The sequence below is a fragment of the Halogranum amylolyticum genome, from assembly GCF_900110465.1.
GTDB lineage: Archaea > Halobacteriota > Halobacteria > Halobacteriales > Haloferacaceae > Halogranum > Halogranum amylolyticum.
Genome location: NZ_FODV01000003.1, coordinates 117196 through 130400, shown reverse-complemented (window position 1 = coordinate 130400; position 13205 = coordinate 117196). Strand labels below are relative to the sequence as shown.

Below are 13205 nucleotides of genomic sequence, written 5' to 3'. Positions count from 1 at the left end.
CCCGTCTCGTTTCGTTCTTCTCCGGTACTCCTCGTTCTTCCCCGACACCCCTCGCTCGACGACACCGACGCTCGGTCGGAGTGGCGCGTCGTCGCGGTCCGCGACGGTGACCGACTGTCAGTTCATCCGTCCGAGGTCCTCGATCCCGCTCTCGTCGGTGACGTCGATGTCGACGCCCTCGTTGGTCTCGGCGAACCCGGCCGAGAGGATGCGCGTCAGCGCCTCTTCGACCTTCTCGTTGGTCTCCTCGATGCGGTGGGGTTCGACCTCCATCACGAACCCGGTGGTGATGTTGGGTGCCGTCGGCATGAAGAGAACCACGCGACCGTCGGCGGTGGTCTTGCCCGTCTTGAACGCGGTCATCCGGATGCCGCTCCACACTTCGAGCTGGACGGGTTTCTGGAGGTCCTCGGTCCCCGTCAACGCCGTCTCGACGGCGAGTTTGGAGGCGTTGTAGACGACCCGGACGACCGGGACGCGGTTGATGACGCCGTCGATGGCTCCCTCGCCGAGCCGACCGATGGTGGTCCGCATCAGGTAGCCCACGGCGAGCGTCAGCATCGCGAAGACCACGAGGACGATGAGCACCCGGACGACCGGGACGTACTCGGCGGGGACGTAGTCCGGGAGGTCGATGCTGTCCATGAACGGCAGGGCGACCAGCTTCTGGTAGAGCCAGCTGACGACGAACGCGAGGACGACGAGAGGGATGAGGACGACGAGACCGCTCGCGATGTCGCGTTTCCACGTAGACATTCGTTGTCGGGGTATGCGAGGTCCGCCCTTATCAGCGCTTCTACCTCGCACGCCTTTGTGTTTTCTGAGAGTGGTGTGAAGGAAACGCTCGGACGGTCCGTCGCCCGGCGCTCCGGCTACTGGCCGACGACGGCCCGGAGCGCGAACAGCGCGTTCTCCTTGCGTTCGCGGACGCGCCGGTAGAAGTAGGAGAACCACTTGTCCCCGTAAGGGGCGTACTGCCAGATCTCGTAGCCGTCGGCCGCCAACTCGCGTTGTGCGTCCTCACGGACCCCCATCAGCATCTGGATCTCGAAGTCGGTGCCGTACTCCTCGTGGAGGTCGACGGCGAGGTCGATCATCGCGGGGTCGTGGCTGCCGACGGCGATACCGCCGTCGAACTGTTCGAACATGTACTCGAGATACTCGCGGTACGCCGCGTCGACCTCGGATTTGTCCTTGTAGGCGACCTCGCGCGGTTCGGCGTAGGCTCCCTTCACCAGTCGGATCTTCCCGGGGACGTCGACGAGGCGTTCGAGGTCCTCTCTTGTCCGCTTGAGGTTCGCCTGCACGCAGAGGCCGACGCCGCCCTCGAACTCGCGGGCGAGTTCCTCGAAGGCGTCGAGGGTGACGTCCGTCGTCGTGTAGTCCTCCATGTCACACCAGACGAACACGTCGTGGTGGTCGCCCGCCTCCACGACGGCGCGGAAGTTCTCGCGGAAGACGTCGCCGCCGGCGTCCAACCCGATCTGGGAGGGTTTGACCGAGACGCAGGCGTCGAGGTCGGTGCCGCCGATGTCTCGGATCAGTTGGACGTACGTCGCGGTGTCCTGGTCCGCCTCGGCGCGGTTGTCGTAGTGCTCGCCGAGGAGGTTGAGGATGACCTTCACGCCCTCCTCGTTCGTCTCTCGGACGTGGTCGAACGCCGCCGCCGGCGTCTCGCCCGCGACGAACCGGCTGGCGATGGGGGGGATCATACGACGGAACTATCCGGGCCGGTATTTAAATCCGTTATCGTTCTCGCCTCACACGTCGCGGCCGTCGTGCCGGCGTTCGACGGTGACCGTCTCTCGGCGCTCGTCTCACTGTGGGGCGTCCCACCGTGCGGTCAACCGAAACGCAGGGGGATTATATCCTCCCCCCGACACCTGACCTCTATGTTGCGTACACTCGTCCTACAGGCGTTCTGGACGATGCTCCCGGCGTACGTCCCGAACAACGTCGCGGTACTCGCCGGCGGCGGGAGACCGATAGACGGAGGAGTCTCGTGGAACGGGAACCGACTCCTCGGCGACGGAAAGACCTGGCGCGGCACGCTCGTGGGGACGTTCGCCGGCGTCGTCCTGGCGCTCGTCCTCGACGTGGTTCGCGAGTCGATCGAGACGCGACTGGACGTAACGCTCCCCGTCTTCTCGGTGAAGTCGGCGTTCGCGCTCTCCTTCGGGGCGATGCTCGGCGACATCGGAGCGTCGTTCCTCAAGCGCCGCAGCGGTCGTGAACGCGGGGCAGCGTTCCCCGGTCTCGACCAACTGGACTTCGTCGTCGGGTCGCTCGGCCTGACGGCCGCCGTCGCGCCGACGTGGTTCCGGACGGTGTTTCGGATCCCCGTGCTCGTCGTCGTCGTCGTGATGACGCCCGCACTGCACGTCGTGACGAACATGGCCGCGTACGTGTTGGGGTTGAAGGACGAACCCTGGTAGCTCCGTTACGGAACAGGGTCTGTTGCTCCCCGAGCTCGATGCCGACAGTGCTCACCGACGCCTCGACCGACCCGGTCGCCTCCGGAGCTCTCGTTTCGTCTACAGCACGCGGCTCCTGATAGCGAACGAGACGGTGGGAAGATCAGGCTCCCCGAGAGACGAGTCAACTTCGACAGGCTGGACAGTTCCCGTCTCGGATATACTCTTCGAGAGCACGGTTGCCACAGTGCGGGCACTGTTCGTATCGGTGCTTCAATCGTCCGGGTTTCGGGGGCTTCTCGGCCACGCTAAGTCAACTCCGTTCCAATCGTTGCCAACAACTACCAAACAACTCTTGGTTGTGATGACACCCTCTTTATTAACGAATCGAGCTCGCTCGGGAGTTCTCCGCTCTACCGGCGGCCAACCACCCCGTTTATACCACTCCACCGTCCCACAACGAGTAATGGCGAACCAGGAACTCATCCAGGCGCTGCGCGACGCTGACGCCGTCCAGTTCGGCGAGTTCGAACTCTCCCACGGCGGCACCAGCGAGTACTACGTCGACAAGTACCTCTTCGAGACCGACCCCCACTGTCTCGAACTGATCGCCGAGGCGTTCGCCGAGCGACTCGACGACACCAAACTGGCGGGCGTCGCTCTCGGCGCAGTCCCGCTCGTCGCCGTTACGAGCGTCGAGACGGGCAACCCCTACGTCATCGCCCGCAAGAAGGCCAAGGAGTACGGGACGGCCAAGCGCATCGAAGGTCGATTAGCGGAGGGCGAGGAGGTCGTCATCCTCGAGGACATCGCCACGACCGGCCAGAGCGCCGTCGACGCCGCGGAGGCGCTGCGCGACGCCGGCGCGGAGGTCTCCCGCGTGATCGTCGTCGTCGACCGCGAGGAGGGAGCCGACGAACTGCTGGCGGAACACGACCTCGAACTCGACTCGCTGCTCTCGGCCTCGGATCTCCTGGCCGATCGATAGTCGTTCGTCTCTCTGTTTTCGCCCCGTAGCCGAGTCGACTCCGTCGTTCCTCGTGCTGCCGTCGTGTGATGCAGTCCCACACAACTGTGTGTATCTCAACGCTCTATCGATATCGAAGTGTTCATACTTACGCAAACGCGATTTCCACGGCATGAACCGAGCAGAGAAGGCCGCCCTGCAGTTGCAGGCGGTCGCCGTCCTGCGGATGCTCAAAGAGACGCGGACCTACGACGAACTCTCCGAGGTGACCGGCCTGCCAGCGGGCGACCTGAACCGGTACGTCAACGGCCACGTCCTCCCCGGCACCGACCGCGCCCGCGAAGTCGTGGAGGGGATCGGTCGCGACGCACTCTCGACCGAACTGGAGGCGCGCGTCGAGTTCGACGACGAGGGCTACGTCGACAACTCCGGCGTCGTCTTCGACCAGTCGTTCCTGGACCTCGTCGCCCCCATCGCCGCCAACGCCTTCGGCTTCGAACGTCCCGACGTGGTGTTGACCGCGGCGACCGACGGCATCACACTCGGCGCGGCGATGGCCAGTTACTTCGACGCCCGTCTCGCGTACGCCAAGAAGTCCAAGGAGACGGCCGTCGAGGAGTTCATCGAGTCCCGTCAGCGACTCGCCTCGGGTATCGAACTCACCTACTACCTCCCGGCGAGTGCGCTCACCTCGGGGCAGCGTGTGCTCGTCGTCGACGACCTCATCCGCTCGGGCGAGACGCAGGAACTGCTGCTCGACATCGCTCTGCAGGCTGACGCCGACGTCACCGGCGTCTTCACGCTCATCGCCGTCGGCGACGAGGGCACCTCGCGCGCCGAGGAGATCACCGACGCCCCCGTCGGGGCGCTGACGACGTTCGAGTCGTCGACCCGCTGACGAACCTGCCCGACGGCGTGGCGGTGTCCCGCACACGACTCCCGAACCGGTGGGCTTAACGGACTGTTTCTGCTCCCCGAGAGAGGAACCAGTACGTGGGAGTTCGCGACTTCTTCGCGACTTCCTCGACGACGACTTCCGCGCGGACCACCTCGCGCTCGCGGGCACGTTCGTCGTCTACTTCGCCGTCCGGATGGGTGCCGTCGGCTGACGGCGACGGCGTTCGAGCCCGCCCCGGACTGTATGTGCACACACGTGCCACATTTTGGTTTTCGGCCGGCACTCAAGCGAAGAAAATATCCACATATGTGTATATATGCTCGCCACCGATAACAACGCTTAAATGGATAATCACGGCTATGCACTATATGGGGCTCACAGAGTACTTCGACCTCGACGCGCACGACACGACCGTGCGGACCGAGGTCATCGCAGGCATCACCACGTTCCTGACGATGAGCTACATCGTCGTGGTCAACCCGGCCATCCTCGCTGGTATCCCGGGGACGAAACCGGGCATCGTCATCGACGGCTTCTCGCCGACGCAGGTCCGGTCGATGCTCGCAGTCGTGACCATCGTCGCCGCGGCGACGGCGACGACTATCATGGCGTTCTACGCCAACCGGCCGTTCGCGCAGGCGCCCGGTCTCGGACTGAACGCCTTCTTCGCGTTCACCGTCGTCGGCGCGCTTGGCATCCCGTGGCAGACCGCACTCGCCGCCGTCGTCGTCGAGGGCGTGCTCTTCATCCTACTCACCGCCGTCGGCGCGCGTGAGTACGTCATCAAACTGTTCCCGAGACCGGTGAAGTTCGCCGTCGGCACCGGTATCGGGCTATTCCTCGCCATCATCGGCCTCCAGGAGATGGGAATCGTCGTCGCCGACAGCGCGACGCTCGTCACGATGGGGCAGGTCGCCTCGAACCCCGTCGCCGTCCTCTCGGTGGTCGGTCTCTTCCTGACGTTCGTCCTCTACGCCCGCGGCATCAAGGGTGCGATCATCCTCGGCGTCCTCGTCACGACGGTGCTCGGGTGGCTGGTCACGCAGGCCGGGCTGGTCGCTCCCGACGCCGGCCTCGTCGCCGCGTCGACCAGCGCGACCTACGACATCACGCCGCTCGCCGGCTCCTTCCTTCAGGGGCTCGGCGACATCGAGGGGTTCGCCTTCGCGCTCGTCGTCTTCACGTTCTTCTTCGTCGACTTCTTCGACACCGCCGGCACGCTGGTCGGGGTCGGACAGGCGGGCGACTTCCTCGACGACGAGGGGAACCTTCCGGACGTCGACAAGCCGCTGATGGCCGACGCTGTCGGCACGACGGTCGGCGGGATGCTCGGCACCTCGACTGTCACCACCTACATCGAGTCCGCGACCGGCGTCGAGGAGGGCGGGCGGACCGGCCTCACGGCGCTCGTCACCGCCGGTCTGTTTCTCGCCTCGCTCGCGCTCGTCCCGCTGGCGGCGGCGATCCCGCTGTACGCCTCACACATCGCACTCGTCGTCATCGGCGTCGTCATGCTCAGTAACGTCGTCGACATCGACTGGAACGACATCACACAGACCGTCCCCGCCGGGATGACCATCCTCGTGATGCCGTTTACCTACTCGATCGCCTACGGTATCGCCGCGGGCATCATCTCCTACCCGCTCGTGAAGGTTGCCGCCGGCGAGTACAACGACCTCCGCGCGGGCCACCTCGCGCTCGCGGGCGCATTCGTCGTCTACTTCTTCGTGCGGACGAGCGGTCTGCTGGCCAGTTCGGTCTGAGCGACGGCTTCGGTCCCGCCACCGACCACAAAGCGTTTCAACACCCGCTACACCTGCTTCTATTGTGAACGACGCCCTCCCATCCCGGCGATGGCTCGCACGCGGTGCCGTGATACTGGTCATCATCTCACTTCTCGCACCGGCGGGCATCGCCGCAGTCGCCGGAACCGGCGACGACGCCGACCTCGCCAGCGGCACGGTGACCGATCCGGCCAACGGATCGACGGTCGTCGGCATCCAGGGGTTCCACTTCAAGGACCGGGGTGCCGAGAAGAAACCCGCACGGCTCGTCTCGGCCGACGAGAACGCCGACACCGAGTGGGTTCACACGGGCATCGAGGACGACGTCTCGTGGTTCTACGACGTCGACCCGCTGGACAACGGTAATCTGCTCGTCGTCTCGACGAAACCCGCACACACGCTCGTCTACGAGTACAACCCCGACACCGAGGAAGCCGTCTGGGTCGAACGACTCGACACCGACGACACCCACGACGTCGACATGATGGAGAACGGCGACCTCGTCGTCGCCGACATACGCAACTGGGAGAACGGCACCTCCGAGGACCGTATCTTCGTCTACAACCGGAGCACCGACGAGATCACGTGGGAGTGGCAGTTCAAGGACCACTACCCCGAGAACACCGACGGCGGGTACAACGAGGACTGGACACACGTCAACGACGTCGACGTCATCGACGAGCACCGCCTGCTGCTCTCGCCGCGGAACTTCGATCAGGTCGTCATCCTGAACCGGACGACCGGGCAGATCGAGGACCGCCTCGGCAGCGACGGGGACCACGACACGCTGTTCGAACAGCACAACCCCGACTACCTCGAGTCCGAGAACGGAACGCCCACCATCCTCGTCGCCGACAGCGAGAACGATCGCATCGTCGAGTACGCCAAAGAAGGTGGGAACTGGACGTTGACGTGGGAACTCGGCGGCCCGGGGCAACTCAACTGGCCGCGTGACGCCGACCGCCTCCCCAACGGCAACACGCTCGTCACCGACTCGCTGAACCACCGCGTCATCGAGGTGACGCCGCAGGGCGAGATCGTCTGGGAGTACTACGCGACGTGGGGACCATACGACGCCGAGCGCGTCGCCCACGGCGGGTCGTCGAACGGGCCGACCGTCGCCGACATGAACGCCAGCGGAAGCTACGACGTCACCGGTAGCGCCGGCCTCCAACCCGGGACGGGCGAGGGCAAGACGTTCGCGGCGCAGGTCGAGTCGACGTTCGCCGGCACCCCGCTGGCCGACTCCGCCTCGGAGTTCGCCGCGACTTGGTCACACGTCACCCCGTGGATCCGTCCGACTTGGATGTCCGGGTGGGACCTCTTCTTCACCGCCCTCGCCGCGCTGGCACTTCTCGGGTGGGGGATCGCCGAAGTCGTCTACCAGCGCCGCCGCATCGTCGGCCGTGCCCGGTCGGTGGCCGGCAGTCGCTGATCGCGGCGTCGCTCGGACGCTCGGTCTGTTCCGCATCTCTCTGGCCCGTCTTCCATGCCCGACTACGTGTGGCGTTCTGGGTACATATCTCCCCGACTACGTGTGGCGTTCTGAGCACACACCACCACCGTGTTCTTAAGTCCCCGTTCCCAACGTGGAGTCGATGGCGAACCTCGAACTCTACGAACTCGAAGGCTGTCCGTACTGCGCGAAGGTCAAGAACAAACTCGCGGATCTCGGACTCGAGTACGAGTCACATCTGGTGCCGCGCTCGCACTCGGAGCGAACCGAGGTCGAGGCGATCAGCGGACAGACCGGCGTGCCGGTGCTCGTCGACGAGGAACACGGCGTCGAGGGGATGGCCGAGAGCGACGACATCATCGAGTATCTCGAGGAGACGTACAGCTCCAGCGCGAGCTGATCATTGGATTCACGCCGCAGCAGCGGACTCGTAACTCTTTTTCACGGCTGGAAACAGCGCGTCGACGTCGTCAGCCGTCACCGCCACCGTCGTCCACGAGGCGACGGCACGTCCGTTCGCGACGAACGGCGACACCCGGTGTGTCGCCGCCAGCCGTCGACGGTCCTCGTCCGGGAGTCGCGTCAACGAGACTCCCTGATCGCTCACGACGGCGAAGAGTTCGCTCTCGACGAGATACGACGGCCAGCCGAACGTCGTGTGACTCGACACGGACGGCCACCTCAACACCTCTCGCTCGAACGTCGCTCGGAGCGACGAGAACGACTCGGAGAACTTTTCCACTCCCGTGGTAGGCCCGACAGAGAGATAACGTCGCCGTCTAGCTCTCGGCGGGTTCGCGGGCCCGTTCGCGGAGGAGGTCGCGGATCTCGTCGGGGTCGTCGATCGACGCGAGCTCCTCGCAGCTGACGATGGCGGTTCCGTCGACCGACTCGCGCTTCGAGCGCTCCTCGGTGAAGTAGACCGAGCGGGTGCGGGTCACCTCTCCGATGGAGGACATGATGCGGGCGCGCTTCTCGGCGCTCCGGGTGAACGCCGAGTGCCCCGTCAACATGTTCCCCTCGCGGTGGTCGCTGTCCTCGCTGACCGCCTTGAACGGTGCGCGAGCGGTCGGGTGGACCGTAAAGCCCGCGCGGGTCAACACGGAGAGCACGTGCTCGTCGTCGGGGTCGACCTGCGGGTCTTCGGGCGTCGGGTCGGCGTCGCGCACCTCCTCGGCACCCTCCATCACGTTGACTGGGCTGCTGAACGGCTTGCCGAACAGTTCCTCGAGTTGGATCGCCACCTCGACGCTCGCGTTCATCCCGTCTTCGTACTTCGAGACGGTGCGGCGGGAGACGCCGAGTTCGGTGGCGAGTCGACCGAGACTCCAGCCGCGACGCTCGCGTTCGTCGGCGATGATGTTGCCGTCGATGTTGACGTACAGACCTCCGGGTGCCGCGTAGATGAGCGGCGGCACCTCTTCGACGAACAGATCCATCGCCGTGTCGGGGTTGAGCACCGGCACGCCGTGGCGGAAGTACACCACGCCGGGTTTCAGATCCTCGTCGCGGGTGCGAAGCCCGATGACCATCGGTGTCGCGTCCAGATAGGTGCCGAGTCGTCGCATCTCCGCGCCGGTCTCGGCGTCGAACGCGTCGATGTTGCCCAGAATCTTCACGAGGACGAGGTCCTCACCTCGCCGGGCCGCGAGGTCGAAACTTTTCGGTCGGATCGCACAGCGGTCGCTCACGACGAATCCGGCGTCGTGTAGCATCGCCGTGAGATTGTCGACCAAGACTGCCCGGGACATAGGGGGGAATAGGAGATTCTCAACATATAACGGTTGTGTCCCTCACCCGCCCCACGTCTTTCGATTCACCCCTTATTTCTCCGATACAATTATATAGCAGTTCACGACGCGAAAACGGCTTTACCGTCCTCTGATTACGCCTCTGCGATGACCGTCATCGGCCTCGACGACACCGACTCCCGCGAACAGGGGATGTGTACGACCTACCTCGCGGCGCTCGTCGCCGACGCCGTCGAGGAAGCCGGTGGCACCGTCTTCGATCGCCTCCTCGTTCGACTCAACCCCGCCGTGAAGCACAAGACACGGGGCAACGCCGCGCTCGCGCTCCACACGGACGTCGACGTCGCCACCGCCGCCGCCGTCGCTCGCGACCGTCTCGACCCGCTGGCCGTCGTCGACGACCCGCGGACGAGTCCCGGCCTCGTCGTCGCCCCGGGCGACCCGGCCGACGTTCCGGACCACGTCGCCGAGTTCGCCCGCGGCGCGCTCCGCGATCACCACACCATCGCCGACGCCGTCGCCCTCGCCGACGACGTGGGTTACCACCACGAGGGGTGGAAGGAGGGTCGCGGCCGGATCGGCGCGCTCGCGGCGGTCGGTGCGCACGCCGCCTTCGACGAGTGGACCTACGAACAGATCTCTTACCGGGTGTTCGACCGCTGCGGGACGTCCCGCCAGGTCGACTACGACTCGGTGTTCGCCGCCGCCGACGCGGGCTACCCCGACGTCTGGGACACCGTCGACCGCGAGGAGGGAGGTGCCGTCTGCGTCCCGCACGCGCCGGGTCCTATCCTCTACGGGATCCGCGGCGACGACCCCGCGGCCGTTCGCGACGTCACCGCCCGGATCGACGGCGAACGCGTCGACCGGACGGTGCTGTTCCGGACGAACCAGGGGACCGACGCCCACCTCCGAACGGAGGGCGGCAGCCTCACGGACGGCGCGGCCTACCGACTCGACGGCGCGGTGGTCTCGTCGCCGGAGACGCGACGGGGCGGCCACGTGTTCTTCGATCTCGAACTCGAGTGCGACGACGGCCGAACGCTCCCGTGCGTGGCGTTCGAACCGACCAAGCGGTTCCGCGACCGGGTGCGCGCCCTCCGGGTCGGCGACCGACTCACGGTCTGCGGCGAACTGTCTGACGGGACGCTCAAACTCGAGAAGTTCGCCGTCCGGGAGTTGCTCCGAACCGAACGCGTCACGCCCGACTGCCCCGACTGCGGACGGTCGATGAAGAGCGCCGGACGGAACCAAGGGTATCGCTGCCGAGACTGCGGGACGAGCGAACCCGGAAAGGTGACCGTTCCGCTCGCCCGCGACCTGGAGCGGGGATGGTACGAGGTTCCTCCCTGTGCCCGGAGACACGTCGCAAAGCCGCTCGTCCGCGGCGGGTTCGACGCTCAGGTCCACCCGGAGCGGTGAGACAGTGACGAGAACCAGCCGATATCTAGGGTGTTCGGGCCGCTGCCGCCCATCCCGGTTCGACGCCGTTCGACGCCGGTTTGTCACGTGCTAACCGTCGGTTTCGCAGAGCAAACGTGTGCTTAGACTGGAAATAAGCCAGCCTGTGGCTCGTTTAACCGGGCCATAGCAAAGGGGGTCTCGGACGAAGGAGAGAGTGTAGCGCAGCGCCCCAGGTGGTCACCACCGGGGCAGACAGGAGCAATCACATGAGCACTCCCGACAACTCCACCGAGGCTGAATCGTCCGCACCGCGTCGTGCCGGGCTCAACCGGTGGCCCGTCTTCGACGTCGAGTACGTCATCGAATCGAGCGAGACCGGCCACGATCAGTGCACCCTCTATCCACGAGAGGTCGACGACGACGACATCGTCGGCGCGTGGATCGCCGCAGACGAGGGGTCCTACGTCAGCCTCGCGGAGACGCGCTGACGAGGTCGCCCGCTGTACTCCCCCGACCTCGTTCGACCGAGTTCACGCGTGAGGCGTCTCCCGGACGCACTCTACGCTCTCTTCCCTTCGAAACTGAACTGCCGAGTGACCACGCCACTCCGCACTCCCGAGTGTCTACGCCGACAGTTCCCGCTCAGCCTTTCAGTCCGCTGCCGGTCAGTGGAACCACGACGTCGCTGTCGGTGTCGAGCACTCCTCGCTCTCGGTACGCTTGGAGCGCGGCGGGTGCGACCGCACACGTCGGTTCGGTGTAGAAGCCGCGTTCGTGCAACCGTTCGAGTTCTCGACCGACGGCGTCGGCGTCCAGCGCGATGGCGTCGCCGTCGGTCTCGACGACCGCCTCCAGTATCTCCTCGCGACGCACCGGGTCGCGGATCTGGATGCCGTCGGCGACGTCGTTCGTCCCCTCCGACGCCCCGTGTAGCTCCTCGGCGATCGGCGCGTAGCCGCTGGCCTGCGCGCCGAGCAGTCGCGGCATCCGGTCGGTCCACCCCGCTTCCAACAGCGCGCGGAACCCCCGATACGCGCCGAGGAAGAGCGTCCCGTGTCCCAGCGGCGTCACGACGGCGTCCGGCACCTGCCAGTCGCGTTGCCGCGCGATCTCGTAGGCGACGGTGGCCGTCCCGGCGAAGAACGCGGGGTTCCACGCGTGACTGGCGTACCAGCCGTCGCCCGACGCGACGGCGTCGAGACAGGCGTCGGTGACGTCCTCGCGTGATCCCTCGACGCGGACCGGCGTCGCGCCCGCCCGCTCGATAGCCCGGAGCTTCGACGCCTTCACCGACGCGGGAACGTAGATGTCGGCGTCGATTCCGGCGCGGGCGGCGTAGGTGGCGATGGCGGCGCCCGCGTTGCCCGAGGAGTCTTCGACCACCTTCTCGACGCCCAGCTCGGCCGCCCGCGACAGCGTCGTCGTCGCGCCGCGGTCTTTGAAACTCCCCGTCGGAAAGACGTACTCCAGCTTGAACTGTGCGTCCCACTCGGGGGCATCGACGAGCGGCGTCGCCCCCTCGCCGAGCGTCACCTCGCGATCGACGGGGAGGAACTCCTCGAACGACCAGAGGCCGCGTCGGCCGTCGAACGCGGCGGGGTCGGGGGCCGGACCGCCCGGGAGCGGCGTCTCGGCGAACTCCAGCGGGTGGCCGCACTCACAGCGCCAGCGGTCGGGGTAGGTGGTCCCGCAGTCGGGACAGACGAGAGCGGATGGCATGGTCGAGTGGACGGACGGCGGCGACCAGTAGCTGACGGTTCCCGCGTCGCCGCTGGCGTGCGAGTGTGCGAGGCCGTTCACCGCGCTCCGCCGGCGACGTCGTAGACGAGACAGTAGCTGTGGTCGTAGCCGTGGCCGTACGCGTCGGTTCGGTCGTCCGATTCCTCGTCCTCCCACACGACCACCGTCTCGCCGCGGAACTTGGCCCGGTCGACACGCTCGGTGATCCGTCGACCGACGTCCCACGCGAGGGTGAACGTCCCCTGGTCGTTCTTCAGGTTCGCTACGTCGACGACGAGCGTCGAGTCGGCCCTCATCCACTCCGTGACTCGGTCGAAGAGCCGTTCGACGTCGTCGAGGTAGCGCTCGTAGCTCGTCCTGCTCTCGACGTCGTAGCTCCGGAAGGGATCGACACCCTCGTCCCAGGCGATAAAGGGCGGCGAGGTGTGACAGAGGTCGACTGTGGGGAGCTCGCTCCCGTCGAGTTCGAAGACGTCGCCGTGGACGACGTTCTCGCCGTGGTCGACTCGATCGCGGACGAACGCGGCACGCTCCGAGTCGAACTCCACGCCGTAGGGGATCCGGTCCAGCCGCTCGGCGACGGCGAGGGTGGTACCGAACCCCGCGAAGGGGTCCAGCACCGTCTCACCGGGGTCGGTGTACGTCTCGACGACGCGCTCGACGAGCGTCTCCGGCGTCCAGTCGTCGCCCTCGATATCGTCCGGGATGGCGTCGGGTCTCTCGTAGGGGACCGTGATGTAGGTCTGCACGGCCGACCGCACAGTCGAGCGGACGAAAAGTCTTCGTGTGGT

At 66.2% G+C, this 13205-nt stretch carries 15 protein-coding genes; 9 read left to right on the top strand and 6 right to left on the bottom strand.

Annotated features, from left to right (window positions below; all coding sequences use genetic code 11):
- Positions 1–117: 117 nt before the first annotated feature.
- Positions 118–756, bottom strand: coding sequence for a DUF502 domain-containing protein (locus tag BSG17_RS06625; protein WP_089822289.1), 639 nt, complete (start codon positions 754–756; stop codon positions 118–120).
- 116 nt (positions 757–872) lie between these two features.
- Positions 873–1712 carry a proline dehydrogenase family protein gene (locus BSG17_RS06620; protein ID WP_089822287.1) on the bottom strand — a complete coding sequence of 280 codons (840 nt, stop codon included), beginning with the start codon at positions 1710–1712 and terminating at the stop codon, positions 873–875.
- Positions 1713–1892: 180 nt separating this feature from the next.
- Between BSG17_RS06620 and BSG17_RS06615 the strand changes: the two genes are divergently transcribed.
- The 7 genes from BSG17_RS06615 (at position 1893) to BSG17_RS06590 (ending at position 7919) form a co-directional block, all read left to right on the top strand.
- Entirely contained in the window at positions 1893–2435 is a 543-nt protein-coding gene (locus BSG17_RS06615) for a CDP-2,3-bis-(O-geranylgeranyl)-sn-glycerol synthase (RefSeq protein ID WP_089822285.1), read from the top strand.
- Positions 2436–2880: 445 nt separating this feature from the next.
- Positions 2881–3402 (top strand): orotate phosphoribosyltransferase, encoded by a 522-nt coding sequence (gene pyrE / locus BSG17_RS06610; RefSeq protein ID WP_089822283.1) that lies wholly within the window; start codon positions 2881–2883, stop codon positions 3400–3402.
- A 151-nt stretch (positions 3403–3553) separates the two neighbouring features.
- Positions 3554–4279 carry a phosphoribosyltransferase family protein gene (locus BSG17_RS06605; RefSeq protein ID WP_089822281.1) on the top strand — a complete coding sequence of 242 codons (726 nt, stop codon included), beginning with the start codon at positions 3554–3556 and terminating at the stop codon, positions 4277–4279.
- 49 nt (positions 4280–4328) lie between these two features.
- Positions 4329–4490: a hypothetical protein gene (locus BSG17_RS26825; RefSeq protein ID WP_170864735.1), complete on the top strand. Its 162-nt coding sequence runs from the start codon at positions 4329–4331 to the stop codon at positions 4488–4490.
- A 157-nt stretch (positions 4491–4647) separates the two neighbouring features.
- Positions 4648–6042: an NCS2 family permease gene (locus tag BSG17_RS06600; protein ID WP_089822279.1), complete on the top strand. Its 1395-nt coding sequence runs from the start codon at positions 4648–4650 to the stop codon at positions 6040–6042.
- Positions 6043–6106: 64 nt separating this feature from the next.
- Entirely contained in the window at positions 6107–7498 is a 1392-nt protein-coding gene (locus tag BSG17_RS06595) for an aryl-sulfate sulfotransferase (protein ID WP_244531497.1), read from the top strand.
- 163 nt (positions 7499–7661) lie between these two features.
- The gene (locus BSG17_RS06590; RefSeq protein WP_089822275.1) at positions 7662–7919 is read left to right on the top strand and encodes a glutathione S-transferase N-terminal domain-containing protein; all 258 of its coding nucleotides are present in this window, start codon (positions 7662–7664) and stop codon (positions 7917–7919) included.
- A gap of 9 nt (positions 7920–7928) precedes the next feature.
- Here BSG17_RS06590 and BSG17_RS06585 read toward each other — a convergent pair whose 3' ends face one another.
- Positions 7929–8261, bottom strand: a complete 333-nt coding sequence (locus BSG17_RS06585; RefSeq protein WP_089822273.1) for a hypothetical protein — start codon at positions 8259–8261, stop codon at positions 7929–7931.
- Between the two features lie 37 nt (positions 8262–8298).
- The gene (locus BSG17_RS06580; RefSeq protein WP_089822271.1) at positions 8299–9270 is read right to left on the bottom strand and encodes a transcriptional regulator; all 972 of its coding nucleotides are present in this window, start codon (positions 9268–9270) and stop codon (positions 8299–8301) included.
- Between the two features lie 147 nt (positions 9271–9417).
- Here BSG17_RS06580 and BSG17_RS06575 point away from each other — a divergent pair, with 147 nt between their 5' ends.
- Complete coding sequence (locus BSG17_RS06575; protein ID WP_089822270.1) at positions 9418–10692, top strand: tRNA(Ile)(2)-agmatinylcytidine synthase; 1275 nt, start codon at positions 9418–9420, stop codon at positions 10690–10692.
- A gap of 248 nt (positions 10693–10940) precedes the next feature.
- Positions 10941–11162 (top strand): DUF7511 domain-containing protein, encoded by a 222-nt coding sequence (locus tag BSG17_RS06570; protein WP_089822268.1) that lies wholly within the window; start codon positions 10941–10943, stop codon positions 11160–11162.
- A 154-nt stretch (positions 11163–11316) separates the two neighbouring features.
- Here the strand turns inward: BSG17_RS06570 and BSG17_RS06565 are convergent, their stop codons facing one another.
- A complete protein-coding gene (locus BSG17_RS06565; RefSeq protein ID WP_089823018.1) occupies positions 11317–12393 on the bottom strand; it encodes a pyridoxal-phosphate dependent enzyme in 1077 nt (358 codons plus the stop codon).
- A 77-nt stretch (positions 12394–12470) separates the two neighbouring features.
- A complete protein-coding gene (locus BSG17_RS06560) occupies positions 12471–13163 on the bottom strand; it encodes a DNA methyltransferase (RefSeq protein WP_170864734.1) in 693 nt (230 codons plus the stop codon).
- Positions 13164–13205: the final 42 nt, after the last annotated feature.

Excerpts from the sequence above, each read along its gene's own strand:
- BSG17_RS06625 (WP_089822289.1), bottom strand. The coding sequence starts at position 756 with ATGTCTACGTGGAAACGCGACATCGCGAGCGGTCTCGTCGTCCTCATC.
- BSG17_RS06620 (WP_089822287.1), bottom strand. The coding sequence starts at position 1,712 with ATGATCCCCCCCATCGCCAGCCGGTTCGTCGCGGGCGAGACGCCGGCG.
- BSG17_RS06615 (WP_089822285.1), top strand. The coding sequence starts at position 1,893 with ATGTTGCGTACACTCGTCCTACAGGCGTTCTGGACGATGCTCCCGGCG.
- pyrE (WP_089822283.1), top strand. The coding sequence starts at position 2,881 with ATGGCGAACCAGGAACTCATCCAGGCGCTGCGCGACGCTGACGCCGTC.
- BSG17_RS06605 (WP_089822281.1), top strand. The coding sequence starts at position 3,554 with ATGAACCGAGCAGAGAAGGCCGCCCTGCAGTTGCAGGCGGTCGCCGTC.
- BSG17_RS06600 (WP_089822279.1), top strand. The coding sequence starts at position 4,648 with ATGGGGCTCACAGAGTACTTCGACCTCGACGCGCACGACACGACCGTG.
- BSG17_RS06590 (WP_089822275.1), top strand. The coding sequence starts at position 7,662 with ATGGCGAACCTCGAACTCTACGAACTCGAAGGCTGTCCGTACTGCGCG.
- BSG17_RS06580 (WP_089822271.1), bottom strand. The coding sequence starts at position 9,270 with ATGTCCCGGGCAGTCTTGGTCGACAATCTCACGGCGATGCTACACGAC.
- BSG17_RS06575 (WP_089822270.1), top strand. The coding sequence starts at position 9,418 with ATGACCGTCATCGGCCTCGACGACACCGACTCCCGCGAACAGGGGATG.
- BSG17_RS06570 (WP_089822268.1), top strand. The coding sequence starts at position 10,941 with ATGAGCACTCCCGACAACTCCACCGAGGCTGAATCGTCCGCACCGCGT.
- BSG17_RS06565 (WP_089823018.1), bottom strand. The coding sequence starts at position 12,393 with ATGCCATCCGCTCTCGTCTGTCCCGACTGCGGGACCACCTACCCCGAC.